Source organism: Streptomyces sp. NPDC058000 (assembly GCF_042886435.1).
Taxonomy (GTDB): Bacteria; Actinomycetota; Actinomycetes; order Streptomycetales; family Streptomycetaceae; genus Streptomyces.
This window is the reverse complement of sequence record NZ_JBHVQS010000042.1, coordinates 14,248-39,685: the sequence shown is the minus strand read 5'-3', so window position 1 is coordinate 39,685 and position 25,438 is coordinate 14,248. Positions and strand designations below refer to the sequence as shown.

Sequence of the window (25,438 nt, the reverse complement as noted above, 5' to 3'; positions counted from 1 at the left end):
TCCGGCCCCGGCCGGGTAGCCGGGGCCGGGGCACATTGTCGGTGGCAGCCGTTAGGCTGGGTGCGTGGCAGTCGTCGATGTATCCGAAGAGCTGAAGTCCCTCTCCTCGACCATGGAGTCGATCGAGGCCGTCCTGGACCTCGACAAGATGAGGGCCGATGTCGCCGTGCTCGAGGAGCAGGCAGCGGCGCCGTCCCTGTGGGACGACCCGGCGAACGCGCAGAAGATCACCAGCCAGCTGTCCTACCTCCAGGGCCAGCTGCGCCGGGCCGAGGAGCTGCGCGGCCGCGTCGACGACCTTGAGGTGCTCTTCGAGCTCGCCGAGGCCGAGGGCGACGAGGAGACCCGCGCCGAGGCCGAGCGCGAGCTGATCGACGTCCGCAAGGCGGTGGACGAGCTGGAGGTCCGCACGCTGCTGTCCGGCGAGTACGACGCCCGCGAGGCCGTGGTGAGCATCCGCGCCGAGGCCGGCGGGGTGGACGCCGCGGACTTCGCCGAGAAGCTCCAGCGGATGTACCTGCGCTGGGCCGAGCGCCACGGCTACAAGACCGAGCTGTACGAGACCTCGTACGCCGAAGAGGCCGGCATCAAGTCGACCACCTTCGCCGTCCAGGTGCCCTACGCCTACGGCACGCTCTCCGTGGAGCAGGGCACGCACCGCCTGGTGCGGATCTCGCCGTTCGACAACCAGGGCCGCCGCCAGACCTCCTTCGCGGGCGTCGAGGTGCTGCCGGTCGTCGAGCAGACCGACCACATCGAGATCGACGAGAGCGATCTGCGGGTGGACGTCTACCGCTCCTCCGGCCCCGGCGGCCAGGGCGTCAACACCACGGACTCCGCGGTCCGGCTGACGCACATCCCCACCGGCATCGTCGTCTCCTGCCAGAACGAGCGCTCGCAGATCCAGAACAAGGCCACCGCCATGAACGTCCTCCAGGCGAAGCTGCTGGAGCGGCGCCGCCAGGAGGAGCGGGCCAAGATGGACGCCCTCAAGGGCGACGGCGGCAACTCCTGGGGAAACCAGATGCGTTCGTACGTCCTGCACCCGTACCAGATGGTCAAGGACCTGCGGACGGAGTGCGAGGTCGGTAACCCGCAGGGCGTGCTGGACGGCGACATCGACGGCTTCCTGGAGGCCGGCATCCGCTGGCGCAAGCAGCAGGAGCAGCAGGCGAAGTAACCGCAGACGCAAGCGGACAAAAGCCCGCGGAACGTCCCGACAACTGCCTCCCTGAGGGGGGCAGTTGTTTTTTGCGGTGGCGGTTAGGTCACAGTCGTACGTCCATGTATCGCCCACCTCCGGGCAATTCGGGCATCAAGCCTTTATTCGGCCTTGACGATGTTCCGAGAACTGGGAAGGCTGAGCGCGGCATGCGTGTGTCATGGGGCGCGTGCAAGAACGGGGAGGCGAATGGCCCGCAGTCAATGCGAGGTCGTGGCGTGCGTACCCCCATCGGTCGTTGCCCCGTGAGGCGGTGCTCCAATGACGAGTTCAGCTACTGGGGGTAGCAGTACATGACGAAGAAGACGCGGCTGCGCGTTGCGCGCATTGCGGCCGGTGCGGTGATCGCGGCCGGTGCGTCGCTCACCGCGGCCGGCGCGGCATCGGCAGCCGAGACGGGCCAGGGCCAGGGCGGCGGCACAGTCTGCAAGCCGTGGGACGTGCTCAGGCTGTTCTGCCACGAGACGGGCGGCGGTAGCTCCACCGGCGGCGAGTCCACGGGTGGCGAGTCCACCGGTGGTAGCTCCTCCGGCGGCGAGATCGGCAGCCAGGACTCCGGCGGTCAGACCACGGGTGGCGAGTCCACCGGTGGCCAGAACTCCGGCGGTCAGACCACCGGTGGCGAGACCACGGGTGGCGAGACCACCGGCGGCCAGACCACTGGCGGTCAGACCACGGGCGGCGAGACCACGGGCGGTGAGACGACCGGCGGCGAGACCACCGGTGGCCAGACCTCCGGCGGTCAGACCACGGGTGGCGAGACGACCGGCGGCCAGACCACCGGTGGCCAGACCTCCGGCGGCGAGACCACCGGTGGCCACACCGGCGGTCAGACCTCCGGCGGCCAGACCGGCGGCAGCAGCACCGGTGGTCACTCCGGTGGCAGCAGCACCGGTGGCGGCAGCACGGGTGGCAGCCACTCCGGTGGTAGCAGCACCGGCGGCAGCAGCACCGGCGGCGACAGCACCGGTACCGGCACCGACAACGAGGGCTCCAAGCCGATCGAGCAGCCCGGTCAGGGCAAGGAGCAGGTCGTCGACACCCCCGGCCAGGCCAAGCAGCAGGCCAAGGGTGGTCAGCAGCTGGCGGAAACCGGTTCGTCCGGCACCACCTTCCTGCTGATCGGTGCGGCCACGATGATCGCCGGCGGTGTGGGCTTCCGGGTCCTGCCCCGTCTGATCAACAAGAACGGCGGCGGCGCGGCGGCTGCCTGACGCTGACGCGGCACACGACGAGGGGCCCGGGACGCTGTGCGTCCCGGGCCCCTCGGGCGTATCTGGATGAGGCGGAGCACTCTTCGGACACGCTGCGCGGCGGCACCTTCACCCTGCGGCACCGCGGTCGGGTGCGGGCCCTTAGACGGCCTGGCGGAGCAGCACCGCGACCGCGATCACGGCGATCAGCAGGGCAGCCAGCACCACGGGATTGAGCTGGCCGAAAATGCCTGCTTGCTGCTGGAGTCGTTCCCTGTTGGCCCGGCACACGGGGCAGCGGCCCTCGCTCACAGGGGCCGCGCAATTGGCGCACACCAATCGGTCGTACGTCATGCGACCTCCTTACTCACTGCACCAACGCACCGGGAGGCGCGTCGGTTCCCTTACCACTGTGCCAGCTCCGTCGCCGTACGGCGCGCCCCGCGGATCTCTCCCTACCGCCCGCACGGGTCTCTCCCTCCCCCGCGCACGGGTCTCACCCGCCCGCCCGCACGGCTTTCTCCTGCCCATCCGCGCAGCCTTCTCCCACCCATCCGTGCGGCTCTCTCCCGCCCGCCGCACAGCTTCCTCCCGCCCGCCGTCCGGAATTGTGCGCCTTTTGTCCCATAGGTGTCGTGAAGAAACCCACCAACCCCCCACGACGACTTCGCCCCCACTCGAGGTTCGCGTAGGGTCACGCTCACCGACGGGAGCCTCGACCGGCAACCCGTGCCCCTACCCAGGTCGACCGTGGTGCATCTGTGATCCGATTCGACAACGTCTCCAAGACCTACCCGAAGCAGAACCGCCCCGCCCTCAGGGACGTCTCCCTGGAGATCGAGCGCGGCGAGTTCGTCTTCCTGGTGGGCTCCTCGGGCTCCGGTAAGTCCACCTTCCTGCGACTGCTCCTGCGCGAGGAGCGCGCCAGCCATGGCGCCGTCCACGTACTGGGGAAGGATCTGGCCAAGCTCTCCAACTGGAAGGTGCCGCAGATGCGCCGCCAGGTGGGCACGGTCTTCCAGGACTTCCGGCTGCTCCCCAACAAGACGGTGGGACAGAACGTCGCCTTCGCCCTGGAAGTGATCGGCAAACCGCGCGGACAGATCCGCAAGACGGTGCCCGAAGTCCTCGAACTCGTCGGCCTCGGCGGCAAGGAGGACCGCATGCCGGGTGAGCTGTCCGGCGGTGAGCAGCAGCGCGTCGCCATCGCGCGGGCCTTCGTCAACCGCCCGTTGCTGCTCATCGCCGACGAGCCCACCGGCAACCTCGACCCGCAGACCTCCGTCGGCATCATGAAGCTGCTGGACCGGATCAACCGCACCGGGACGACGGTGGTCATGGCCACCCACGACCAGCAGATCGTCGACCAGATGCGCAAGCGGGTCATGGAACTCGAGAAGGGCCGGCTCGTACGCGACCAGTCGCGCGGCGTGTACGGCTACCAGCACTGAAAGGACGCCATGCGCGCCCAGTTCGTCCTGTCGGAGATTGGCGTCGGTCTCCGCCGAAATCTCACGATGACCTTCGCCGTCATCGTCTCCGTAGCCCTCTCGCTCGGCCTGTTCGGCGCCTCGCTGCTGATGCGCGACCAGGTCAGCACGATGAAGGGCTACTGGTACGACAAGGTCAACGTCTCCATCTTCTTCTGCAACAAGAACGACGCCGAGACGGCCGCCAACTGCGCCAAGGGCGCGGCGACCGAGCAGCAGAAGAACGACATCCTGGCCGAGCTGCACCGGCTGCCGCTGGTGCAGAACGTGGAGCACGAGACCAGCGACCAGGCGTACACGCACTACAAGGAGCAGTTCGGCGACACGCCCGTGGCCGGGCTGGTGACGCCCGACCAACTGCCCGAGTCCTTCCGGGTCAAGCTCAAGGACCCGACGAAGTTCGACGTCATCAAGTCGGCGTTCTCCGAACGGCCCGGCGTCGAGCAGGTGCAGGACCAACGGGACACCGTCGAGCCGCTGTTCCGCCTCCTGGACGGCATGCGGTACGCGGCCCTGGGCGTCATGGGTCTGATGCTGGTGGTGGCGCTGATGCTGATCGTCAACACCGTGCGGGTGTCGGCGTTCAGTCGCCGCCGGGAGACCGGCATCATGCGGCTGGTCGGCGCGTCCAGCTTCTACATCCAGATGCCGTTCATCATGGAGGCCGCGATCGCCGGCCTCATCGGCGCCGTGTTCGCCTGCGTCCTGCTCGTCGGCGGCAAGTACTTCATGATCAACCAGTGGTTGGCCAAGCAGATCCAGGTGGTCAACTTCATCGGCTGGGACTCCGTCCTGGCGGTGCTCCCGCTGGTCCTCCTCATCGGCCTGCTGATGCCCGCGCTCGCCGCGTTCTTCGCGCTGCGCAAGTACCTCAAGGTGTGAGCTTCGCCAAGGGCGCCGTACGGTCAACTCACCGTACGGCGCCCTTTCGTCGCCTAGACTCACCGGCATGTCGGGCCCGTGTTCGTACGACCGGCCCCGCCGCATCCGCCGCGGGGCGGCCCTGACGTTGTTCCTCACCGGGGTGCTCGCCGCGGGCGCGGCCACCGGCACCTGGGACGACGCCGCGGACGTCGCCGAGCCCGCCGCCCGCAGCCGCCCCGCCGACGGCACGGTCGCCGACCGGGCATCCGTCGGATGGGCGGCGCGGGCCGCACGGGCCGCGGCGCAGGCCGCCGCGGACGGCAAGTCCGGTGCGCAGGCCGCCGACGACGTCGTCAGCCGCAGCGGCGACCGCTGGTCGACGGTCTACACCCCCGGCGAATTCGAGGACTTCCAGGCCCAGTTGGGCGGCACTTACGTGGGCGTCGGACTGTGGGTGCGGCAGCAGGAAGGTGGCCGGATCACGGTGTCCCGGGTCCAGCCCGGCGGCCCCGCGGCGCGCGCGGGCATCGCCGTCGGCGACCGCCTCGACGCCGTCGACGGCAGCCCCGCCCAGGGCCGGCCGGTCACCGAGACCGTCGCCCGGCTGCGCGGCGACGGCCCCGAGGGTTCCGGCGCCGCCGCCGGTACGCCCGTCCGGCTGGACCTCCGGCGCGCTGCCCGCCAGTGGAGCGTGACCCTGCACCGCACCCGCCTGCACACCCAGAACGTCACCGTGGACCGCCCGGTCGGCGCCGACGGCCCGACCCGCATCAAGATCACCGCGTTCGCCAAGGGCACCGGGACCGCCGTCCGCCGTGCGGTGCGCACCGCCGATCCGCGCGAGGGCCTGCTGCTGGACCTGCGCGGCAACACCGGCGGCCTGGTCGGCGAGGCCGTCGCCACCGCCTCGGTCTTCCTCGACGGCGGCCTGGTCGCCACCTACGACGTGCACGGCAGCCAACGCGCCCTGTACGCCGCGGGCACCGGCGACACCCGGACCCCCCTGGTCGTGCTGGTGGACGGCGGCACGATGAGCGCCGCCGAGCTGCTGTCCGGAGCCCTCCAGGACCGCGGTCGGGCGGTCGTGGTGGGCTCCCCGACGTTCGGCAAGGGCTCGATCCAGATGCCGAGCGAGCTCCCGGACGGTTCGGTCGCGGAGCTGACCGTCGGCCATTACCGGACCCCGGCCGGCCGGGCGGTGGACGGCGCCGGCATCACCCCGGACCTGATCGTCGAGGATCATGCCGAGAAACGGGCCCGCACAGTATTGAGTGGCCTCGGCACCGGTACGTAGTGCGAAAATGGCCGCACTATGGCTACCAAGGGCAAAGAGAAGAACGACGGGCGCAAGCTCGTCGCGCAGCACAAGAAGGCGCGGCACGACTACCACATTCTGGACACCTATGAGTGTGGTCTGGTGCTGACCGGCACCGAGGTGAAGTCGCTGCGTCAGGGCCGGGCGTCGCTCGTGGACGGATTTGTCCAGATCGACAGCGGCGAAGCCTGGCTGCACAACGTACATATCCCGGAATACGCGCAGGGCACCTGGACGAATCACAGTGCCCGGCGGAAGCGGAAGCTGCTGATGCACCGCGCCGAGATCGACAAGCTGGAGGTCAAGGCCCAGGACTCGGGCCACACGATCGTGCCGCTGTCCCTGTATTTCAAGGACGGCCGGGCCAAGGTCGAGATCGCACTGGCCAAGGGCAAGAAGGAGTACGACAAGCGGCAGACGCTGCGCGAGCAGCAGGACCGTCGCGAGACGGACCGGGCGATCTCGGCGGTCCGGCGCCGGCAGCGGGCCTGATGTTCCCGGCGGCCGGACCGGGTCCGCAGCGGTCGCCGGGAATATGCTGGCACCCTCGTGCGTTGGTCACGTACGATGGGGGCACACCCCGCGAGGGTGTGGCACCACCTTGAAAAGAAAACATGGGGATGATCGGTTTCGACAGCGGATGTCGAAGCAGGGGAAGCGAGTCGAGGAAGCGGCAATGATCTCGTAAACCATATGTCGCAACCAATAATCGCCAACACCAAGCGCGATTCCTTCGCCCTCGCTGCCTAAGTAGCGACTTGCGAAGTGTCAGCCCGGGGCTGTTCCCGACCCGGATCCTGGCATCAGCTAGGGGACTTCACTTCTGAACCCGGTCACGGGGTGCAGTAAGGACAACTAACAGTGACTGAGCCCGTCGGAGACTTGTCTGCGTGATCTCCGGGGCTGAGAAAATCGCAGCAGACTGCACTCGGAGAAGCCCTGATTCTGCACCGTTGGACGCGGGTTCGATTCCCGCCATCTCCACAATTCCCATGTGAATGAGAGCCCCGCTGTTCCGGAACGGAACGGCGGGGCTTTCGTTTGCCCGCCCGGCCCCGGCCCGTTCGGTGCCGGGCCGGATGCCCGTCCGCTGGCCATCAGGACCGCCGGGCCGGGGCCCCCGCGGCCGTCGCGGTGATCGCCAGGGCCAGGGCCGCCGCCGCGGTCGGTACGGCGTACCCGGCGGTGGGCGACGGGAGGTGGTCCGCGGCCCAGCCGGCGGCCGCGGAGCCGGTCGCGATGCCGGTCAGCAGTGCGGTCACCGCCAGCGTCATCCCCTCGTTCAGCCGGCCCGCCGGGGTGCGGGACTGGACCAGGCCCATGCCGGTGACCATGGTCGGGGCGGTGGCCGTCCCGGCCGTCAGCAGGGCGGCCGCGAGCAGCGCCGGCGCGCCCGTGGAGGCGGCCAGCAGCGGCAGGGTCAGCAGCGCGGCCATCGCGGCGACGCAGCCCAGGAAGCGCCGGGCGGGTCGGGCCGCCGGTGGCAGCAGGCCGAGCAGCAGTCCGGTCGCGCCGGAACCGGCCGCCTGGAGGGCGAGCAGTGCGCCGGCCGCCGGGCGGAAGCCGTGTGCGTCCGCGTAGGCGATCGTGGCCACTTCCAGGGAGCCGAAGACCGCGCCGGTGGCCAGGAAGGTGAGCAGTAGTGGTGGCAGGCCGCGGGTGCGGAGTGGGGTGGGGGTCCCCCCGAGGGTGCGGCCGGGCGGGCGCGGGACGGCGGGCGGTTCGGTGCGGCGTTGGGCCGCGAAGAGCAGGACGCCGGTGAGCAGCAGGGCGGCCGCGACGGCGGTGCCGGCCTCCGGGGCGACGGTGGTGCACAGCAGTGTGGCGAGGACCGGGCCGAGCAGGAAGCACAGTTCGTCGGCGGCCTGCTCGAAGGAGTTGGCGGTGTGCCGGGCGGCCGGGTCGTCGCGGAAGAGGTGTGCCCAGCGGGCGCGGGACATGCCGCCTGTGTTGGGGGTGGTGGCGGTGGCGGCGTAGGAGGCGAAGAGGGTCCAGTCCGGGGCGCCGGCGCGGACGCACAGGAGCAGGGAGAGCGAGCCGAGGGCGGCGACGGCGGTGGCCGGGACGGCGATCCGGGCCTGGCCGTGGCGGTCGACGAGCCGGGCGGTCCAGGGGCCGACCAGTGCGGTGGCGGCCAGGCCGGTGGCGGTGACCGCCCCGGCGAGGGCGTAGGAGCCGCGGCTGCCGGCGATCATCAGGACCGCGCTGACGCTGAGCATCCCCATCGGCAGTCGGGCGAGGAGGCCCGCGGCGGTGAAGGCGCGGGTGCCGGGGACGGTGAAGAGCCGGGCGTAGGGGGAGCGTCGGCGGGCGGGGCGGGGGCGTACGGTCCGGGGTGCCACGGGGCGGGCGGCCAGGAAGAGGATCATGTCTGCAACGGTCGCGGTGGGACCCGGTGATCGTCCAACACCTGGCCGGGGCGATTGACGCAGTTGTGTTGTGAGTGTCCGGGTGGGGGCGTCTGAGGTGCGGGAACTCGGTGTGCGGGGCCGGTGTCCGGTGTGAGGATGGGGCGGTGCCGTACGACATCGACCCCCGGCTGCTGCGGGCGTTCATCGCCGTCGCCGAAGAGTTGCACTTCACCCGGGCCGCCGCCCGGCTCTACGTCGCCCAGCAGGCGCTCAGCCGCGATGTCCGGCGGCTGGAGCGGGAGTTGGCGGCCCAGCTGTTCGTCCGGAGCACCCGGCAGGTGACGCTGACCGCGGAGGGCGAGCGGCTGTTGCCGTACGCGCGGCGGGTGTTGGCGGCCCACGAGGAGTTGGCGGCGGCCTTCCGGGCGGAGACCGCGCGGCCGTTGGTGGTGGACGTGGGGGCGCCGGTCGGGACCGCGTACCGGGTGTTGGCGGAGGCCCGGCGGCGGGTGCCGGACAGTTGCGAACTGGTCGCGCGGTTCCACGGCGGGCTGACCGGTGCCGCCGCGGCGTTGGCGGCCGGGCGGCTGGACGTCTCCTTCGGGCGGTTCGCGGGACTGTCGGCCCCGGCCCGGGCCGGGCTCGGCCACCAGCCGGTCCGGTTGGAGCCGATGGCGGTGCTGCTGCGCGCGGACCATCCGCTGGCCGGTGCCGCCGCCGTACCGTTGGGCCGGCTGGCCGGTGAGACGCTCTACGCGGCTGCCGGGAACCCGCACACCGTGGAGTGGACGGATCTGGCGGCGCGGCTCTTCGCGGGGCGGGGGATCGCGATGGCGGAGCCGTTCCCGGAGATCGAGGGGGCGGAGGAGTCCGTCCGGGTGGTGCGCAAGCACGGCTGGTCGGTGCTGGCGAGTACGGAGTTCATCGAGGTGCCGGGGATGGTGCTGCGGCCGGTGGTGGATCCGGTGCCACTGTCGCCGGTGGGGATGGTGTGGCGGCGGGGGTTGCGGCATCCCGGGCTGGACGCGCTGCGTGCCACGGCCCGGGAACTGGGCGCCCGGGAGGGTTGGTTGACGCTCCCCGGCGACGACTGGTGGCTGCCGGCGGCGGATGCCACGGCGATGGGGGTGGCCGCGGCGGGAGTCGAGGGGCCGTAGGATCCCGCCGGGCGCCCCGGTGACGGGGAGCGCGCGACCGCGACGTGATCGATGTCTCTTTACGGGATGCGTATCCGTCCCCGCGCGCAGGCAACCAACCGCACCGAAATTCCTTCCTTACGGAAGGAAATCGCGTGCGAACGATGTGTGTGAACAGGACAAACGGATGGAACAAGGGGGAGTCGTGCAGCGACGTTCCGTGCTCGCGACGGCGGTGGCCGCACTCGCCTTGACCGTTACCGCCGGGCTGGGTCTGACCGGTTGCGGCTCGGGGCGGATGGCGGCACTGCACGCCAACTGCAAGACCAAGGGCCTGAGCTGGAAGGTCACCGTCCTCAAGGAGACGCCGCACAGCACCCATCGGGAGGCCCGGCTCTCGGGCGTGAACAAGGGCTCGCAGCCGTGCGTCTTCGACGGCTTCCCCACGTTCGCGGTCCACGTCGGCAAGGGGCCGGAGTCGGACGGCAAGGGGCAGGGCCGCACCATGCCGATAGACCTCGGGCGCGGTGGCACGGTGACGACCAGCCTGCGCTACAAGGACCACGGGCCCGGTATGACGCCCGCCGACTGCCTGGTCAGCAATGACGAGGCGGTGGTGGGCGCGCCCCGCGACCACCACCAGAAGTCGATAAAGGTCCGGGACGAAAAGGGCAAGAAGACCCGGATGAACATCTGCGACCAGACGATCTGGATGGGTCCGCCCGTCGAACTGACCGGCTGAGAACGATCGGCTGGAACTGACCGCCGAGCCGGCCGCCCGGCGGACTTCCAGCGGGCGCGGTTCAGCCGCCCTCGCCGGTCGGGGCGGGCAGCCGGGCGGTGGGTGCCGGGACGGCGTCGCAGGCCGGCGGGGTCGGGCGGCTCCGTAACCAGAACTCGGCGGCCAGGGTCGGGTCCAGCGGCCGCAGCGCAGCGGTGTCCGGTTGCAGGGACGTCAGGACCGGACGCAGTGCCTCCGGGCGGATCAGGCCCAGCGCCGCCAGCCGGGAGTCCGCACACAGCGCGGCCAGCGCCCGGCGGTTCCGGCGCAGCCCGGCGTGCAGCTCCGCGCTGTGTGCGCGCCGGCCGCCGCGGCCCAGGACCGGGCCGGGCACGGTGCCGCGCATCGCCGCGACCAGCACGGGTTTGCCGCCGTCGCCCGGCACCCGGTCCGCGAGCCGGACCGCCAACGCCGCCTCGATCACCGCGTCGTCCAGGAACGGCGCCTCGTACGCCACGCCGTGCGCCGAGGTCAGCGCGTCGACGCCGCGCACCCGCTCGCCGGCCCGGACCGCGGCGGCGGCCAGTTCGTGCTGGGCGCGCAGCGGGTCGAACGGCTCCGGTGCCGCGGCGGCGGCCGCGCGCAGCAGCCGGCGGACCGTGGCGACCGCGTCCGGATGCGCCCAGGGCGGCATCGCCGGGAGCTCCTCCCAGTCCGCCCCGTCGGGCCGGTGACGGGCGCCGGGGGCGATCCGGTCGGCGCCGGCGGCCAGCCACCGGGGGTAGCAGCGGCCGCCGAGCAGGGTGCGCACGGTGGCCGGCAGCGTCCAGGGGGCGAGCCGCCGGGCCCGGCGGGCCAGCCGGAGGGCTTCGCGGAGGTCGCCGCGGGCCAGGGAGTTGAGCGCCACCGGCCGGAGCGCGAACAACTCGTCGCCGCCGACGCCGGCCAGGTGCATCCGGGAGCCGAACTTCGCGACCAGCCGCGCCTGGTGGACCAGCCGGGCGGCCTCCCGGACGGCGGCCAGCGGCCCGGCGGGGTCGGTGTGCGCGGGCTGGGCGGGCGGGGTGTACCAGGTGGGGGCGTCGGTGTACGGGAGGGGGAGGTGGCGGCCCTCGCGGCGGACCTGGCTGAGGCGGTAGGCGCTGTGGGCGCTCCACAGGGGGTCGTCGTCGGCCGGGTCGCGGCCCTCCCAGGCGGTGGTGATCAGCTCGGTCCCGTCGCGGGCGGCCAGGAAGCACAGGCTGGTGGAGTCCAGGCCGCCGGAGAGGTCGGCGCTGAGGGTGGCCCGGTGCGTCCGGGCGTGCACGGCGGCGCTGAGGGCCTCCCGTACGGCCTCGGCGGCGTCCGGAAGCGGGAGGTCCGGCTCCGGCGGGTGCCACCAGCGGTCCTCGCGGTAGCGGCCGGCCGGGTCGTGGGTGGCGCAGTGGCCGGGTGGTACGGCGTGCACCGCGCGCCAGGGGGTGCGCAGCGCGAGCGGCAGCGGGGTGCCGGGCGCGAGCAGGCGGGTGGCCAGGGCCTCCTCGTCGACCGTGCCGGTCCGCGGGGCGCCGGGCAGGCCGGCGGCGGCCGCCGCGTCGGCCAGCGCGGCCAGGTCCTGCGGGCGGCTGCCCAGGACGGTGAGGCCGGCGAGGTCGGTGCGGTGCAGTTGGCGGACCGCGGAGAGGCTGCCCTGGGCGCGGACCTCGGCGCCCATGCAGGCCAACAGGAAGAAGCTGCCGGGGAGTTCGTGGCGGAGCCCGGCGAGGTCGCCGAGGCCGCGCAGTCGGCGCAGCAGCCGGGCCAGCGCGTCCGGGGTGGCCGAGGTCGTGCCGAGCAGCACCGCGCAGCGCGGGCCGACCCGTGCGGTGACCACTTCCTCGCGCCGCCAGTGGCCGACGATCCAGGGGCGGCCGGAGAGGTGGGTGACGGTGTGGGTGGCCGGGGTCCGGGGCAGGCGGGCGGCGAGCCGGTCGGCGACGGGGTGGTCGGGGAACACCAGGAAGTCCACGGGGGTACCGCTCCTTGGCCTCGGGGCGAGACGGCGGGTGGCGCCGGGTAGCGGCGTCGTTGAGGGGATCGGGGTCTCCCCTGCGCGTGGGGGTCCCCCCTGCTCGAACGAAGTTGAGAGCTCGGGGGAGGAGTCGAGAGCTCGGGGAAGGGCGGGGCCCGGGGCGGTCCGGTCGCGACCTGCCGGACCGGCCCTCGGTGGTGCCGGGGCGGGGAGGTGCCCCGGCGGGGGGATCGCGCGGCGGCCGGGGGGTGTCAGGAGCCGTACCGTCCGCCGGTGATCCGCTGCGGTGATCGGTGCATCGCATCCCTTTCCTTCCGGTGTCCGAGGGTGCCCGGCATCCCTGCGGGGGTGGGTGTGGCGCCCTGGCAGGGGGGAACGGCCGCCGCCGGACGGGAGGCGCCTCCGCGTCGGCGACGGAGTGTGGTGGGCTGGTCACTCCGTGCGTCGGAGGAAAAGGCTGGCAGTGTCCGCGGCACGTGCCATTACCCCGTTCGGGTGAACGCGGGGGCGCGTGGTGCACGGTGGCGCACCGCCCGGGCTCCGTACGCCGCGGGTGTGCCGCGGTGGCTCACCGCATGCATCCGCACCGCGTGAGCGCAAGGTTTCGCGCTGGTCACGTGCTGCCACAGGGCGGTAACCCGTCGTCCCTAGCGTCGGGGACGGACCCGGTCCGCGGACCGAACCGACCCTTGGGAGGCGCGATGACGGCCGAGAGCGCGACGGAGACCGCCGGCACCCGGACTGCGGGTGGCCGGCCCAGGAAGGGGCGGCGCTGGATCGAGCGCTGGGACCCCGAGGACGAGGTGTTCTGGCGGGAGTCCGGGGAGCGGATCGCCCGGCGCAATCTGGTCTTCTCGGTGCTGACCGAGCACATCGGCTTCTCGGTGTGGAGCCTGTGGTCGGTGCTGGTGCTGTTCATGGGCCCGGAGTACGGGATCGACCCGGCCGCGAAGTTCTTCCTGGTGGCCGTGCCGACGCTGGTGGGGGCGGTGCTGCGGGTGCCGTACACCTTCGCCGTGGCGCGGTTCGGCGGGCGCAACTGGACGGTCTTCAGCGCGCTGCTGCTGGTGCTGCCGGCGATCGCGGCGGCGGTGGTGATGCGGCCGGGGACGTCGTACGGGGTGTTCCTGGCGGTGGCCGCGCTGGCCGGGGTCGGCGGTGGGAACTTCGCCTCGTCCATGACCAACATCAACTCCTTCTACCCGCTGCGGAAGAAGGGCTGGGCGCTGGGGCTGAACGCCGGCGGCGGCAACCTCGGGGTGCCGGTGGTGCAACTGCTGGGGCTGCTGGTCATCGGGACGGTGGGGGCCGCGCAGCCGCGGCTCGTGCTGGCCGTGTACCTGCCGCTGATCGTGCTCGCGGCGGTACTGGCCGCGCTGCGCATGGACAACCTCGCGACGGTGACCAACGACACCGGCGCGGTCGTCGAGGCGGCCCGGGACCGGCACACCTGGGTGATGGCGCTGCTCTACGTCGGGACCTTCGGGTCGTTCATCGGCTACAGCTTCGCCTTCGGGCTCGTCCTGCAGACCCAGTTCGCGCGTACGCCCCTCCAGGCGGCGTCGCTGACCTTCATCGGGCCGCTGCTGGGGTCGCTGGCCCGACCGGCCGGCGGATGGCTGGCGGACCGGTACGGCGGCGCGCGGATCGCCCTGGGGAACTTCGCGGCGATGGGCCTGGCCACCGGGGTGGTGCTGATCGCCTCGGCGATGCGCTCGCTGCCGCTCTTCCTCGTCGGTTTCACCGCGCTGTTCCTGCTGACCGGCCTGGGCAACGGCGCCACGTACAAGATGATCCCGGGCATCTTCCTGGCCCGGGCGCACCGCCGTGGGCTGACCGGCGAGGCGGCCGCGGCGTCCGGGCGGCGGCTCTCGGGGGCCGCGATGGGGCTGATCGGGGCGGTGGGCGCGCTCGGCGGGCTGGGCATCAACCTCGCCTTCCGGGAGGCGTTCGCCGCCACCGGCTCCGGGGTGCCGGCGTGCGCCGCGTTCCTGGCGTACTACGCGGTGTGCGGGGTGGTCACCTGGGCGGTGTACCTGCGCCGCCCGGAGCGCGGGCCGGCCGTCGCGGACGCGGACGGGGCGGCGCGCCGTCCCGCGTACGCCGACGTCTGAAAACCGCGCCCCAAGAGGCGCGGCCGTAACAGGAGGGAAATACTGACGCACCGGGCCTGTCATGTGCCGTTGGCAGGCTCGACACCTTGCGAGGGTGTGCCGGAGCCGCGGCGACACCCGGGCGTACGACGGACGGGAGCGCCCCGCGACACCGGGACGTACGGCGCAGCAGACCACTTGGGCGGAGCGGGACGGACGGACCGATGCACGATCAGCAGGAGGCAGCCGGGCAGGAGCCCGCCGGGCCGGAGCGGGCGGTGCGCCCGCTGGACGGCTTCACCGTCGGGGTGACCGCGGCCCGCCGGGCGGAGGAGTTGGGCGCGCTGCTGGAGCGCCGCGGCGCCCAGGTGGTGCACGCCCCGGCGCTGCGCATCGTGCCGCTGCCGGACGACGCCGAACTGCTCGCCGTCACCCGCGCGCTGGCCGACGATCCACCGGACGTGGTGGTGGCGACCACCGCCATCGGGTTCCGCGGCTGGATCGAGGCGGCGGAGGGCTGGGGCCTGGGCGAGGCGCTGTTGGGCCGGCTGGCCGGGGTGGAGCTGTTGGCCCGCGGCCCGAAGGTGCGCGGCGCGATCCGGGCCGCCGGGCTGACCGAGAAGTGGTCGCCGGCCTCGGAGTCGATGGCCGAGGTGCTCGACCGGTTGCTGGCGGAGGGCGTCGCCGGGCGGCGGATCGCCCTCCAACTGCACGGGGAGCCGCTGCCGGGGTTCGTCGAGGCGCTGCGGGCCGGCGGTGCGGAGGTGGTCGCGGTGCCGGTGTACCGGTGGATGCCGCCGGCCGACCTCGGGCCGGTGGACCGGCTGCTGGACGCGGTCCTGGTGCGCGGTGTGGACGCGGTGACCTTCACCAGCGCCCCGGCCGCCGCCTCGCTGCTGCGCCGGGCCGCCGACCGCGGCATCCAGCCGGAGCTGCTGGCCGCGCTGCGACAGGACGTGCTGGTGGCGTGCGTGGGGCCGGTGACCGCGCTTCCGCTGGAGGCGCTGGACGTGCCCACCCGGCAGCCGGAGCGGTTCCGGCTGGGGCCGCTGGTGCAGTTGCTGTGCCGGGAACTCCCGGGTCGGGTACCGCCGTTGCCGGTCGCCGGGCGGCGGCTGGAGATCCGCGGCCGAGCCGCCGTAGTGGACGGCGCGTTGCGCCCGGTGCCGCCCGCCGGGATGGCGCTGCTGCGCGCCCTGGTCCGCCGCCCCGGCTGGGTGGTGGCCCGCGCCGAACTGCTGCGGGTGCTGCCGGGCGCCGGCCGGGACGAGCACGCGGTGGAGACCGCGATGGCGCGCCTGCGGACGGCCCTGGGGGAGCCGCGGCTGATCCAGACGGTGGTCAAACGCGGCTACCGGCTGGCGCTGGACGCACCGGTGGACACCGACAAGTACGGCGCTCACTAGGGCCGGCCCGGTGGATCAGGAGTCGGCCCCGGCCGTGATCCGCCGGACCGGCCCCGTCCGGCGTCCTCAGGTCGGGTTGCTCACCCGGATCTTGGACTGGCCGTGCGGCCGGGACTCCCAGTCCTCCATGAACCGCGCCTCCAGCCCGTGCTTGCGGGCCAGCCGCAGCAGGGTCTCGGTCCGGTAGTAGAAGTCCTCCCGCAGTACCTGGTGTTCGGCGCCCTCGGTGCGGTCGAAGGTGAAGTCGAAGAACCCGCCCGGGGCCAGGATCCGGCCGACGTGTGCCAGGCACTCGTCGATGACGTTGATCGGCGAGTGCGAGAAGACGCTGTGCGCGTGGACGACGTCGAAGTGCGCGGACGGCAGGAACTCCAGCTTCAGGTCCTGGGTGATCGTCAGGTGCGGGAGTTTGTCCTGGAGCTCGTAGGACGTCAGGGTCCGCTTGGCGGCTATCAGGATGTCCGGCGAGATGTCGATGCCGTAGTAGTTGCCGGCGTCCAGGTGGGCGATGAAGCGCCAGCCGGCGCGCAGGTTGCCGCAGCCGATGTCCAACATCCGGTGCTCGGGCCGCAGTCCGTGCTCCGTCAGGTAGGCGAACTGCATCTCGCCCAGCGCCAGCCAGCGTTCGTGGCTGCGGCTGCCGACCGCGGCCTCCGGGTTGCGGCCGGTGTCCGAGGCCATCACCGCGCGGTAGTACGCGACGTGGTCGGGGTGCTTGAGGCGCAGCCAGGTGTCGCGGGCGGTGCGCTTGACGTAGGGGGCGATCCGGGCCGGGTTGCGGACCGCGTAGCCGAGCTTGTGGGTCAGGCTGGCGCGGTTCTTGAGCAGCGGGGAGGACATGTCGCCGGACTATACAACACATGTATACGCAGTGTGTCTACATAGAGGGTCTACATAGAGGGTCTACATGGAGGGTCTACACGGGCTGTCTACATGGGTTGTCCAGAAGATGTTCGGAGGGGTGTCCGGAGGGGTGCCGGGAGGAGGCGTCCGGTGCGGCCTGCCCGCGGGGTTCCGGCGGGCGGCGCGGGCGGGCACCCTGGGAACGCTCCCGTACGCCCCCTCCGCCCCCTTCCCTGCGTCCCACTGCCCCTTTCGCCTCCCGCTCCCGCTCCGTTCCTGCGCCCGTTCCCGTTACCGTCCCCGTTCCCCGTGCCCGTTCCCGAGGAGTGACAGGCAGATGGCAGCCCCCTACGGCCTCCGGTTCGACTGCGGGCGGATCTGCCTGGACCTGATGGCCACCGCCGGCGGCGCCCCGATCGCCGTCGAACGGCTCACCGGCCCCGCGCCGCTGGCCGCCTGGCTGGCCGGCGCGGGCGTGGTGCCGCCCGGCGCCCCGCTCGACGCCGTCGACGCCCGCTGGGTCGCCCGCTTCCGGGCGCTGCGCGACCTGCTGGCCCGGATCGTCCGCGCCGAACTGCTCGGCCGGGCCGCCGCATCCGACCTCGCGCTGCTGAACGCCGCGGCCGGGTCCGCCCCACCGCCCGCCGTACGGGCCGTCCGCGGCCCGGACGGTGCGCTGGCCGGCGTCCTGCCCGATCCGCCCGACTGCGCCGCGCTGCTGGCGGCGGTGGCCCGGGACGCCGTCGCGCTGCTCACCGACCCCGCGGTGCGCGGCCAGTTGCGCCAATGCGCCGGCGACGGCTGTGCCCTGGTCTACCTGGACGCCTCGCGCGGCCGGCGCCGCCGCTGGTGCTCCAGCGAGGTCTGCGGCAACCGCGCCCGGGTGGCCCGGCACCGGCGGCGGACCGCACGGACCCTGTGATCGGACCTCATGACCGGACCCCGCGACTTGACCCCGCGACTTGACCCCGTGACCGCTCCCCAAACCCGGCCCGCATGGCCGTACCTACGTGACGACGTGCCCGAACCGCGTCCTGAGGCAACATCCGACCGACAACGTCCGGCTTTGTCCGTACCTCCAGGTGCGCACCGTGCCGGGTTCGCGTACGGTTGACGGCTGCCCTACGCACAGCAGAAGGGGGCCTGGGTGGCCGCGCACAACGCCACGCACGCACCGGACCACGCACCGGACCACGCACCGGATTCCGTTCGGGACCGCGAGATCGAGGCCGAGCAGACACATCTCGACCGCGTCTACCGACGCCTTGAGGAGAAGATCCACGAGGCCGAATTCCTGATGGACGACGCCGCCAAGCGCGGCCAGGTCGGCACGCCCGGCGCGCTCGCTGAACGCGACGCCCAGGTGTTCCAGGCCGGTGTCCACCTCCACCGGCTCAACTCCGAGTACGAGGACTTCCTCTTCGGCCGGATCGACCTGCTCCTGGGCGAGGACGGGAAGAAGGGGCCGGACGGCGCGTACACCTCCGTGGAGCCCGCCGACGGCGCGATCCGGGACGGCCGCGCCGCCATCGCCGAGACGCTGCACATCGGCCGCCTCGGGGTCCTGGACGCGGACTACTCGCCGCTGGTCATCGACTGGCGGGCGCCGGCCGCCGCGCCCTTCTACCGGGCCACGCCGGTCGCCCCCGGCCGGGTCGTCCGCCGCCGGGTGATCCGCTCCAAGGGCCGCAAGGTGCTGGGCGTCGAGGACGACCTGATGCGCCCGGAGGTCACCGCGACGTTGGACGGCGCGGAGCTGCCGGCGGTCGGCGACGGCGCGCTGATGGCCGCGCTGGGCAGGGCCCGCAGCCACACCATGCGGGACATCGTCGCCTCCATCCAGGCCGAGCAGGACATGGTGATCCGGGCCCCCGCCGCCTCCGTCACCGAGGTCGAGGGCGGGCCGGGCACCGGCAAGACCGCGGTCGCCCTGCACCGCGCCGCCTACCTCCTCTACCAGGACCGCCGCCGCTACTCCGGCGGCATCCTGATCGTCTCCCCGACCCCGCTGCTGGTCGCCTACACCGAGGGCGTACTGCCGTCGCTCGGCGAGGAGGGGCAGGTCGCCATCCGGGCGCTCGGCTCGCTCGTCGACGGCGCCGAGGCGACCGCCTACGACCCGCCGGCGATCTCCCGGGTCAAGGGCTCGGCGCGGATGCTGAAGCTGCTGCGCAGAGCGGCCCGCGGGGCGCTGGAGGGAGCGGTCCCGCCCGCGCCGCGGCGCGCCCGCGCCGCACAGGACGCCCAGCTGTCCCTGGAGGACCTCGCCGCGGGGACGGACGCCCCGGCCCCGCCGACCCGCCTCCGGGTCGTCGCGTTCGGCGCCCGGCTCGAACTCGACGAGGCCGAGCTGCGCGCCATCCGGCAGTCCGCCCTGGGCGGCACCGCCCCGGTCAACCTGCTGCGCCCGCGCGCCCGCCGGCTGATCCTGGACGCCCTGTGGACCAAGTCCGGCGCCGCCCGCCGCTTCCCGGACCCGGAGCTGGCCGCCGAGGCCCGCCAGGGCTTCGACGAGGACCTCACCACCGAGCCCGGGTTCCAGGAGTTCCTGGACGCCTGGTGGCCCGAGCTCACCCCGCGCGGCGTACTCGCCGCGATGGCCGACGAGCGCCGCCTCGGCCGCTGGGGACGCCGCCTCCTCAACCCCCGAGAGGTCCGTCAACTCGCCCGCTCGCTGCGCCGGTTGGGCGACGACGGCCGGGGCCCGCTGTCGGTGCACGACATCGCGCTGCTGGACGAGCTCCAGCAGATCCTGGGCGCCCCGGCCCGGCCGGCCCGCCCGCGCGAGGCCGACCCGCTGGACCAGCTGACCGGCCTGGACGAGCTGACCACGTACGCGGACCGGTTCTCGGCCGGCCGCAGCCGCCGGGAGCGGCTGGAGGAGGAGCGCACCGACTACGCCCACGTCATCGTCGACGAGGCCCAGGACCTGACGCCGATGCAGTGGCGGATGGTCGGCCGCCGCGGGCGGCACGCCACCTGGACCGTGGTCGGCGACCCGGCGCAGTCCTCCTGGTCGGACCCGGACGAGGCCGCCGAGGCCCGCGACGAGGCACTCGGCACCCGCCCCCGCCGCCGCTTCACGCTCACCGTGAACTACCGCAACCCGGCCGAGATCGCGGAGCTGGCGTCCAAGGTGCTGGCCCTGGCCATGCCCGGCGCCCCGGCACCGAGGGCGGTCCGCTCGACCGGCCTGGAACCACGCTTCGCCGTCGTGGACGGCACGGGTGGCGCCAAGAGGGCCGCTGACGAGGCGCTGGCCCGGGCCACCGTCGCCGAGGCCGAGCGACTGCTGGCCGAGGTCGAGGGCACGGTCGGCGTCGTGGTGGCGATGCACCGCCGCGCGCAGGCCCGCACCTGGCTGGCCGGGCTCGGCGACCGCGTGGTGGCGCTGGGCTCCCTGGAGGCCAAGGGCCTGGAGTACGACGCCACCCTGGTGGTCTCGCCCGCCGAGATCGCCGACGAGTCCCCGGCCGGGCTGCGGGTGCTCTACGTCGCCCTGACCCGTGCCACCCAGCAGCTGACCGTGCTCTCAGCCGCCCCGGACGACCCGGACGGGGACGGCGTGCCGGACCTGCTGCGCGACTAGGGCCGCCGGTCCGGTCTCCCAGGGCGGACAGGCCCTGGGAGCCGGCCGCGGTGCGCCCCGTGCGCGGGCGCACCGCGGTACGGGCGGTGGTGCTGCCATCCGAGGGGTTGTGAAATCAGCCGCGCGGGACGGGATTCGCTTGCCGGGATGGTTTGTTAGCCTTGGTGGCGGCACCGGCTCGATCCAAGCCCCCGGGCCCAACCATCGTCGCTACGAGCGACCACTTGCCGCGAGGCGAGCATGGCGGGTCGGTGTCATAAGCCACAAAGGCGCGGGCGTCTCTCCTTCGGGAGGGGCGCCCGCGGTCGTTTCCGGCCCGCGCCGGTGCGGGGGCGCGCCGTGGCTGGTTCGCGTTGCCGAGGGGGGTTCCGCTCGACGGGCCAACTCTCGTATGGTGGAAGAGTCTTTCCGAAACTTGTAGCTGGTTACCGTGTACCGGCTGGTAGGTGGGACGATCGAACAACGCGCTCCGGCTCGGGCACCCCTGAGTCCCGGAGCCGCTTAGAGCCAAACCAGGGAAAGCAGAGGAAGTCGGCCATGGCAACGGCGCCTAGCGTCTCGTATTCGATGACGGTGCGACTGGAAGTTCCCGCAAGCGGCACCGCCGTCAGCCAGCTCACCACGGCCGTGGAGTCCTCCGGCGGGTCGGTCACCGGCCTTGACGTGACCGCATCCGGCCACGAAAAGCTCCGGATCGACGTCACGATCGCCGCGACCTCCACCGCGCACGCCCAGGAGATCGTCTCCAAGCTGCGCACCATCGAGGGCGTCTCGCTCGGCAGGGTCTCCGACCGGACCTTCCTGATGCACCTCGGCGGCAAGATCGAGATGTCGTCCAAGCACCCCATCCGGAACCGCGACGACCTGTCCATGATCTACACCCCCGGCGTGGCCCGGGTCTGTCAGGCGATCGCCGACAACCCCGAGGACGCCCGCCGGCTCACCATCAAGCGCAACAGCGTCGCGGTGGTCACCGACGGCTCCGCGGTCCTCGGCCTGGGCAACATCGGCCCCAAGGCCGCGCTGCCCGTCATGGAGGGCAAGGCGGCCCTCTTCAAGCGCTTCGCCGGCATCGACGCCTGGCCGATCTGCCTGGACACCCAGGACAGCGATGCGATCGTCGAGATCGTCAAGGCCATCGCCCCCGGCTTCGCGGGCATCAACCTGGAGGACATCTCCGCGCCCCGCTGCTTCGAGATCGAGGCCCGGCTGCGCGAGGCCCTGGACATCCCGGTCTTCCACGACGACCAGCACGGCACCGCCATCGTGGTGCTCGCCGCGCTCACCAACGCGCTGCGGGTGGTCGGCAAGAAGATCGAGGACGTCCGGGTCGTGATGTCCGGCGCCGGCGCGGCCGGTACCGCCATCCTCAAGCTGCTGCTGGCCGCCGGCGTCCACCACGCCGTGGTCGCCGACATCCACGGCGTGGTCCACGCCGGCCGCCCCGACCTGGTCGACGCCGACCCCGACTCGGCGCTGCGCTGGATCGCCGACAACACCAACCCCGAGGGCGTCACCGGCACCCTCAAGGAGGCCGTGGTCGGCGCCGACGTCTTCATCGGCGTCTCGGCCCCCAACGTCCTCGACGGCGACGACGTGGCCCAGATGGCCGACGGCGCGATCGTGTTCGCACTCGCCAACCCGGACCCCGAGGTCGACCCGGCCATCGCCCGGCAGACCGCCGCCGTGGTCGCCACCGGCCGCTCCGACTTCCCCAACCAGATCAACAACGTCCTGGTGTTCCCCGGCGTCTTCCGCGGCCTGCTCGACGCCGCCTCGCGTACGGTGAACACCGAGATGATGCTGGCCGCCGCCGGCGCTCTCGCCGCCGTCGTGCTGGACGACGAGCTCAACGCGAACTACATCATCCCCAGCGTCTTCAACGAGAAGGTCGCGGGAGCGGTGGCCGGCGCGGTGCGCGACGCGGCGAAGGCCGCGGGCGACGCTGTGACGACTGCCACGGAGATCTGAGACGGCGCGTCGCAGGACCCGCCCTCAGCAGGCCCCCCATAGGGTGTCGAGTGACCCTCCAGGGTGCCGGATTGGCTTTACCGCCGCAGGTGGGGGCAGGATGCTCTCCCAAGGACAATGTCCAGGGGGACCTCAGGCGCGAGGGAGCTGGAGGACGGACCCGGTTCGGTGGGCCGTCCGAGGGCCCTGGCAGCATCGGCTTCGATCTCACGCCGCATTGGCAAGAAGAACACGGGAGTACATACATGAACCGCAGTGAGCTGGTGGCCGCTCTGGCCGATCGCGCCGAGGTGACCCGCAAGGACGCCGACGCCGTTCTGGCCGCGCTCGCCGAGACCGTCGGCGAGGTCGTCGCCAAGGGTGACGAGAAGGTCACCATCCCCGGCTTCCTGACCTTCGAGCGCACCCACCGTGCCGCTCGCACCGCCCGGAACCCGCAGACCGGTGAGCCGATCCAGATCGCGGCCGGCTACAGCGTGAAGGTCTCCGCGGGCTCCAAGCTCAAGGAAGCCGCCAAGGGCAAGTAAGGCCCTTCCGACGGCACCGAAGGCGGCCACCCCTCCCGGGGGTGGCCGCCTTCGCGTATGCCCGCGTACGCGGGGCTCAGGGGCCTTGGAGGGGGTCGGCCGGGCCGGGGTGCCGTCCCCGGATCCTCCCGGCGTCGTTGCTGCTCGGCCCCTCGGTGGCCCCTGGCGGCTCCCTGGTGGCCCTCGGTGGGGCAATGGCAAAGGCGCCGCACGGTCGTCGCAGTCGCGACCGTGCGGCGCCTTTGGGGGCCTTGGGCGGGGGCGTCAGCCCTGTAGGGCGCCGTTCGGCAGCTCCACCTTCGCGCCCAGTTCCACGAGCTTCTCCATGAAGTTCTCGTAGCCGCGGTTGATCAGGTCGATGCCGTGCACCCGGGAGGTGCCCTGCGCCGCCAGCGCCGCGATCAGGTACGAGAAGCCGCCGCGCAGGTCGGGGATGACCAGGTCGGCGCCCTGGAGCTTGGTGGGGCCGGAGACGACCGCGGAGTGCAGGAAGTTGCGCTGGCCGAAGCGGCAGGCGGAGCCGCCCAGGCACTCGCGGTAGAGCTGGATGTGCGCGCCCATCTGGTTGAGCGCCTCGGTGAAGCCCAGCCGGGACTCGTAGACCGTCTCGTGCACGATCGACAGGCCCGACGCCTGGGTCAGCGCGACCACCAGGGGCTGCTGCCAGTCGGTCTGGAAACCGGGGTGGACGTCGGTCTCCAGGGCGATGGCGTCGAGCGAGCCGCCCGGGTGCCAGAAGCGGATGCCCTCGTCGTCGATCTCGAAGGCGCCGCCGACCTTACGGAAGGTGTTCAGGAACGTCATCATCGAGCGCTGGTGCGCGCCCCGGACGTAGATGTTGCCCTCGGTGGCCAGCGCCGCGGACGCCCAGGAGGCGGCCTCCAGGCGGTCCGGGAGGGCGCGGTGGGTGTAGCCGTCGAGCTTGTCGACACCGGTGATCCGGATCGTCCGGTCGGTGTCCATGGAGATGATCGCGCCCATTTTCTGCAGGACGCAGATCAGGTCCTCGATCTCGGGCTCCACGGCGGCGTTCGACAGCTCGGTGACGCCCTCGGCCAGGACGGCCGTCAGCAGCACCTGCTCGGTCGAGCCGACCGACGGGTACGGCAGCCGGATCTTGCAGCCGCGCAGCCGCTGCGGGGCCTCCAGGTACTGCCCGTCCGCGCGCTTCTCGATCTTGGCGCCGAACTGGCGCAGCACGTCGAAGTGGAAGTCGACCGGCCGGCCGCCGATGTCGCAGCCGCCCAGGCCCGGGATGAAGGCGTGGCCCAGTCGGTGCAGCAGCGGGCCGCAGAACAGGATCGGGATCCGCGAGGAGCCGGCGTGCGCGTCGATGTCCGCGACGTTGGCGCTCTCCACATGCGACGGGTCGAGGACCAGCTCGCCGGGCTCGTCACCCGGGCGCACCGTGACGCCGTGCAACTGGAGGAGCCCACGCACCACGCGGACGTCCCGGATGTCGGGAACGTTGCGCAGCCGGCTCGGACTGCTGCCCAGCAGGGCGGCGACCATGGCCTTGGGCACAAGGTTCTTCGCACCGCGAACCCGGATCTCGCCCTCCAGCGGGGTGCCGCCGTGGACAAGCAGTACGTCGTCAGTAGAGACGGTCATGGATCTCGCGTTCCTGGAGTCGGTCAGGGCCAGGAGAAATGGTAAGGGCGGCCGAGGGGGTGCCCGAGGCGGTGCCCCTGGTCCTGCCATGTAATGGCTTTGTCACAACACGCTCCGCTACGGTCCGCCTTTGATTCGTAATCACCTTTTGCGCGGAACGCATCGAATGTCGCGAATGGGTCATCCCGGTGCGAAGCGTGTGCGCCGGGGCCTGCCGCCGTACGCCCGCCCTGCTCTCCCAGCGGGTCCGGGCGTTGACTCCCCCTTCCGGCCGGAAGTGCGGGATCATGTGGCCATGACCGAGGTGTCCTCGCTCACAGGGCGGCTGCTCGTCGCCACACCCGCGCTCGCCGACCCGAACTTCGACCGCGCGGTGGTGCTCCTCCTCGACCACGACGAGGAGGGGTCCCTCGGCGTGGTCCTGAACCGCCCCACACCGGTCGGCGTCGCCGACATCCTCGCCCCCTGGGCCGAGCTGGCCGGGGAGCCCGGGGTGGTCTTCCAGGGCGGCCCGGTCTCGTTGGACTCGGCGCTCGGAGTGGCCGTGGTGCCCGGCGGGCAGTCCGGTGAGGGCGCCCCGTCCCCGGGCACCGGTAGCGGCACCCGCACCGGTGGGGCGGTCGGCGGGGCGGCCGGTGCCTCCCCGGGCTCCACGAGCCGGGAGGACTCCCAGGCCACCGACACCGCGGACGACACCGGGCCGGGGGACGAGCCGCTGGGCTGGCGCCGGGTGCACGGCGCGATCGGCCTGGTGGACCTGGAGGCCCCGCCGGAACTCCTCGCCGCGGTCCTCGGCAGCCTGCGGATCTTCGCCGGGTACGCCGGCTGGGGACCCGGTCAGTTGGAGGAAGAGCTGGTGGAGGGGGCCTGGTACGTCGTCGAGTCCGAGCCGGGCGACGTCTCCTCGCCCGATCCGGAGCAGCTGTGGCGGGCCGTGCTGCGCCGGCAGCGCAACGAGCTGGCGATGGTGGCGACCTACCCCGACGACCCGTCGCTGAACTGAGCCGCCGGACCGCTCCGGGCGCCGCCGCGCAGCGCGTGCCGGACCCCGCGCGCCGGGTGGTGCGCCCGGGCGCTCGACGGGGCATTTTGTGACGGCTTCGTCATGGGGGATTG

20 protein-coding genes and 1 other RNA gene are annotated in these 25,438 nt (G+C 72.7%); 16 read left to right on the top strand and 5 right to left on the bottom strand.

Annotated features, from left to right (window positions below):
- Window positions 1–64: 64 nt before the first annotated feature.
- A complete protein-coding gene (gene prfB, locus ACFVT2_RS30605; protein ID WP_390023036.1) occupies window positions 65–1,180 on the top strand; it encodes a peptide chain release factor 2 in 1,116 nt (371 codons plus the stop codon).
- 335 nt (window positions 1,181–1,515) lie between these two features.
- Window positions 1,516–2,436, top strand: a complete 921-nt coding sequence (locus tag ACFVT2_RS30600; RefSeq protein WP_390023034.1) for an LPXTG cell wall anchor domain-containing protein — start codon at window positions 1,516–1,518, stop codon at window positions 2,434–2,436.
- A gap of 141 nt (window positions 2,437–2,577) precedes the next feature.
- Here ACFVT2_RS30600 and ACFVT2_RS30595 read toward each other — a convergent pair whose 3' ends face one another.
- Window positions 2,578–2,769, bottom strand: coding sequence for a hypothetical protein (locus tag ACFVT2_RS30595; protein ID WP_390023032.1), 192 nt, complete (start codon window positions 2,767–2,769; stop codon window positions 2,578–2,580).
- Window positions 2,770–3,176: 407 nt separating this feature from the next.
- On the opposite strand from ACFVT2_RS30595, the gene ftsE reads away from it, so the two are divergent.
- The 5 genes from ftsE to ssrA all read left to right on the top strand — a co-directional run bounded on the left by ftsE (window position 3,177) and on the right by ssrA (window position 7,071).
- Window positions 3,177–3,866 (top strand): cell division ATP-binding protein FtsE, encoded by a 690-nt coding sequence (ftsE, locus tag ACFVT2_RS30590; protein WP_100604605.1) that lies wholly within the window; start codon window positions 3,177–3,179, stop codon window positions 3,864–3,866.
- A 9-nt stretch (window positions 3,867–3,875) separates the two neighbouring features.
- The gene (gene ftsX, locus ACFVT2_RS30585) at window positions 3,876–4,787 is read left to right on the top strand and encodes a permease-like cell division protein FtsX (RefSeq protein WP_390023030.1); all 912 of its coding nucleotides are present in this window, start codon (window positions 3,876–3,878) and stop codon (window positions 4,785–4,787) included.
- Between the two features lie 67 nt (window positions 4,788–4,854).
- Entirely contained in the window at window positions 4,855–6,063 is a 1,209-nt protein-coding gene (locus tag ACFVT2_RS30580) for a S41 family peptidase (RefSeq protein ID WP_390023029.1), read from the top strand.
- An 18-nt stretch (window positions 6,064–6,081) separates the two neighbouring features.
- Window positions 6,082–6,576 (top strand): SsrA-binding protein SmpB, encoded by a 495-nt coding sequence (gene smpB / locus ACFVT2_RS30575; RefSeq protein WP_390023027.1) that lies wholly within the window; start codon window positions 6,082–6,084, stop codon window positions 6,574–6,576.
- Window positions 6,577–6,700: 124 nt separating this feature from the next.
- Window positions 6,701–7,071: a transfer-messenger RNA gene (gene ssrA / locus ACFVT2_RS30570) on the top strand.
- Window positions 7,072–7,181: 110 nt separating this feature from the next.
- On the opposite strand, the gene ACFVT2_RS30565 is transcribed toward ssrA, so the two are convergent.
- Window positions 7,182–8,453, bottom strand: a complete 1,272-nt coding sequence (locus ACFVT2_RS30565) for an MFS transporter (protein ID WP_390023026.1) — start codon at window positions 8,451–8,453, stop codon at window positions 7,182–7,184.
- Window positions 8,454–8,599: 146 nt separating this feature from the next.
- On the opposite strand from ACFVT2_RS30565, the gene ACFVT2_RS30560 reads away from it, so the two are divergent.
- Complete coding sequence (locus ACFVT2_RS30560; RefSeq protein WP_390023024.1) at window positions 8,600–9,592, top strand: LysR family transcriptional regulator; 993 nt, start codon at window positions 8,600–8,602, stop codon at window positions 9,590–9,592.
- A 184-nt stretch (window positions 9,593–9,776) separates the two neighbouring features.
- Window positions 9,777–10,313 carry a DUF4232 domain-containing protein gene (locus ACFVT2_RS30555; protein WP_390023022.1) on the top strand — a complete coding sequence of 179 codons (537 nt, stop codon included), beginning with the start codon at window positions 9,777–9,779 and terminating at the stop codon, window positions 10,311–10,313.
- Between the two features lie 61 nt (window positions 10,314–10,374).
- On the opposite strand, the gene ACFVT2_RS30550 is transcribed toward ACFVT2_RS30555, so the two are convergent.
- Window positions 10,375–12,279 (bottom strand): asparagine synthase-related protein, encoded by a 1,905-nt coding sequence (locus ACFVT2_RS30550; RefSeq protein ID WP_390023020.1) that lies wholly within the window; start codon window positions 12,277–12,279, stop codon window positions 10,375–10,377.
- 704 nt (window positions 12,280–12,983) lie between these two features.
- Between ACFVT2_RS30550 and ACFVT2_RS30545 the strand changes: the two genes are divergently transcribed.
- Window positions 12,984–14,396 (top strand): nitrate/nitrite transporter, encoded by a 1,413-nt coding sequence (locus ACFVT2_RS30545; protein WP_390023018.1) that lies wholly within the window; start codon window positions 12,984–12,986, stop codon window positions 14,394–14,396.
- Between the two features lie 203 nt (window positions 14,397–14,599).
- Window positions 14,600–15,781 (top strand): uroporphyrinogen-III synthase, encoded by a 1,182-nt coding sequence (locus ACFVT2_RS30540; protein ID WP_390023017.1) that lies wholly within the window; start codon window positions 14,600–14,602, stop codon window positions 15,779–15,781.
- Between the two features lie 66 nt (window positions 15,782–15,847).
- On the opposite strand, the gene ACFVT2_RS30535 is transcribed toward ACFVT2_RS30540, so the two are convergent.
- The gene (locus tag ACFVT2_RS30535; protein ID WP_390023015.1) at window positions 15,848–16,621 is read right to left on the bottom strand and encodes a class I SAM-dependent methyltransferase; all 774 of its coding nucleotides are present in this window, start codon (window positions 16,619–16,621) and stop codon (window positions 15,848–15,850) included.
- A gap of 340 nt (window positions 16,622–16,961) precedes the next feature.
- Here ACFVT2_RS30535 and ACFVT2_RS30530 point away from each other — a divergent pair, with 340 nt between their 5' ends.
- From ACFVT2_RS30530 to ACFVT2_RS30515, 4 genes are all read left to right on the top strand, one after another.
- A complete protein-coding gene (locus ACFVT2_RS30530) occupies window positions 16,962–17,546 on the top strand; it encodes a CGNR zinc finger domain-containing protein (RefSeq protein ID WP_390023013.1) in 585 nt (194 codons plus the stop codon).
- A 225-nt stretch (window positions 17,547–17,771) separates the two neighbouring features.
- Window positions 17,772–20,213 carry a HelD family protein gene (locus ACFVT2_RS30525; protein WP_390023012.1) on the top strand — a complete coding sequence of 814 codons (2,442 nt, stop codon included), beginning with the start codon at window positions 17,772–17,774 and terminating at the stop codon, window positions 20,211–20,213.
- 537 nt (window positions 20,214–20,750) lie between these two features.
- The gene (locus tag ACFVT2_RS30520) at window positions 20,751–22,184 is read left to right on the top strand and encodes an NAD-dependent malic enzyme (RefSeq protein WP_390023010.1); all 1,434 of its coding nucleotides are present in this window, start codon (window positions 20,751–20,753) and stop codon (window positions 22,182–22,184) included.
- A gap of 245 nt (window positions 22,185–22,429) precedes the next feature.
- On the top strand, window positions 22,430–22,711 hold the full coding sequence (locus tag ACFVT2_RS30515) for an HU family DNA-binding protein (protein ID WP_004951951.1): 282 nt from the start codon (window positions 22,430–22,432) through the stop codon (window positions 22,709–22,711).
- A 264-nt stretch (window positions 22,712–22,975) separates the two neighbouring features.
- On the opposite strand, the gene murA is transcribed toward ACFVT2_RS30515, so the two are convergent.
- A complete protein-coding gene (murA, locus tag ACFVT2_RS30510) occupies window positions 22,976–24,322 on the bottom strand; it encodes a UDP-N-acetylglucosamine 1-carboxyvinyltransferase (protein WP_390023008.1) in 1,347 nt (448 codons plus the stop codon).
- Between the two features lie 295 nt (window positions 24,323–24,617).
- On the opposite strand from murA, the gene ACFVT2_RS30505 reads away from it, so the two are divergent.
- Window positions 24,618–25,325 carry a YqgE/AlgH family protein gene (locus ACFVT2_RS30505; protein WP_390023007.1) on the top strand — a complete coding sequence of 236 codons (708 nt, stop codon included), beginning with the start codon at window positions 24,618–24,620 and terminating at the stop codon, window positions 25,323–25,325.
- The last annotated feature ends 113 nt before the right edge of the window (window positions 25,326–25,438 follow it).

Bases quoted from the DNA above. Each gene is read 5' to 3' on its own strand.
- ACFVT2_RS30600 (WP_390023034.1), top strand. From the start codon at position 1,516: ATGACGAAGAAGACGCGGCTGCGCGTTGCGCGCATTGCGGCCGGTGCG.
- ACFVT2_RS30520 (WP_390023010.1), top strand. From the start codon at position 20,751: ATGGCAACGGCGCCTAGCGTCTCGTATTCGATGACGGTGCGACTGGAA.
- smpB (WP_390023027.1), top strand. From the start codon at position 6,082: ATGGCTACCAAGGGCAAAGAGAAGAACGACGGGCGCAAGCTCGTCGCG.
- murA (WP_390023008.1), bottom strand. From the start codon at position 24,322: ATGACCGTCTCTACTGACGACGTACTGCTTGTCCACGGCGGCACCCCG.
- ACFVT2_RS30505 (WP_390023007.1), top strand. From the start codon at position 24,618: ATGACCGAGGTGTCCTCGCTCACAGGGCGGCTGCTCGTCGCCACACCC.
- ACFVT2_RS30535 (WP_390023015.1), bottom strand. From the start codon at position 16,621: ATGTCCTCCCCGCTGCTCAAGAACCGCGCCAGCCTGACCCACAAGCTC.
- ftsX (WP_390023030.1), top strand. From the start codon at position 3,876: ATGCGCGCCCAGTTCGTCCTGTCGGAGATTGGCGTCGGTCTCCGCCGA.
- ACFVT2_RS30565 (WP_390023026.1), bottom strand. From the start codon at position 8,453: ATGATCCTCTTCCTGGCCGCCCGCCCCGTGGCACCCCGGACCGTACGC.
- ACFVT2_RS30540 (WP_390023017.1), top strand. From the start codon at position 14,600: ATGCACGATCAGCAGGAGGCAGCCGGGCAGGAGCCCGCCGGGCCGGAG.
- ACFVT2_RS30545 (WP_390023018.1), top strand. From the start codon at position 12,984: ATGACGGCCGAGAGCGCGACGGAGACCGCCGGCACCCGGACTGCGGGT.
- ACFVT2_RS30580 (WP_390023029.1), top strand. From the start codon at position 4,855: ATGTCGGGCCCGTGTTCGTACGACCGGCCCCGCCGCATCCGCCGCGGG.
- ACFVT2_RS30530 (WP_390023013.1), top strand. From the start codon at position 16,962: ATGGCAGCCCCCTACGGCCTCCGGTTCGACTGCGGGCGGATCTGCCTG.
- ACFVT2_RS30515 (WP_004951951.1), top strand. From the start codon at position 22,430: ATGAACCGCAGTGAGCTGGTGGCCGCTCTGGCCGATCGCGCCGAGGTG.
- ACFVT2_RS30595 (WP_390023032.1), bottom strand. From the start codon at position 2,769: ATGACGTACGACCGATTGGTGTGCGCCAATTGCGCGGCCCCTGTGAGC.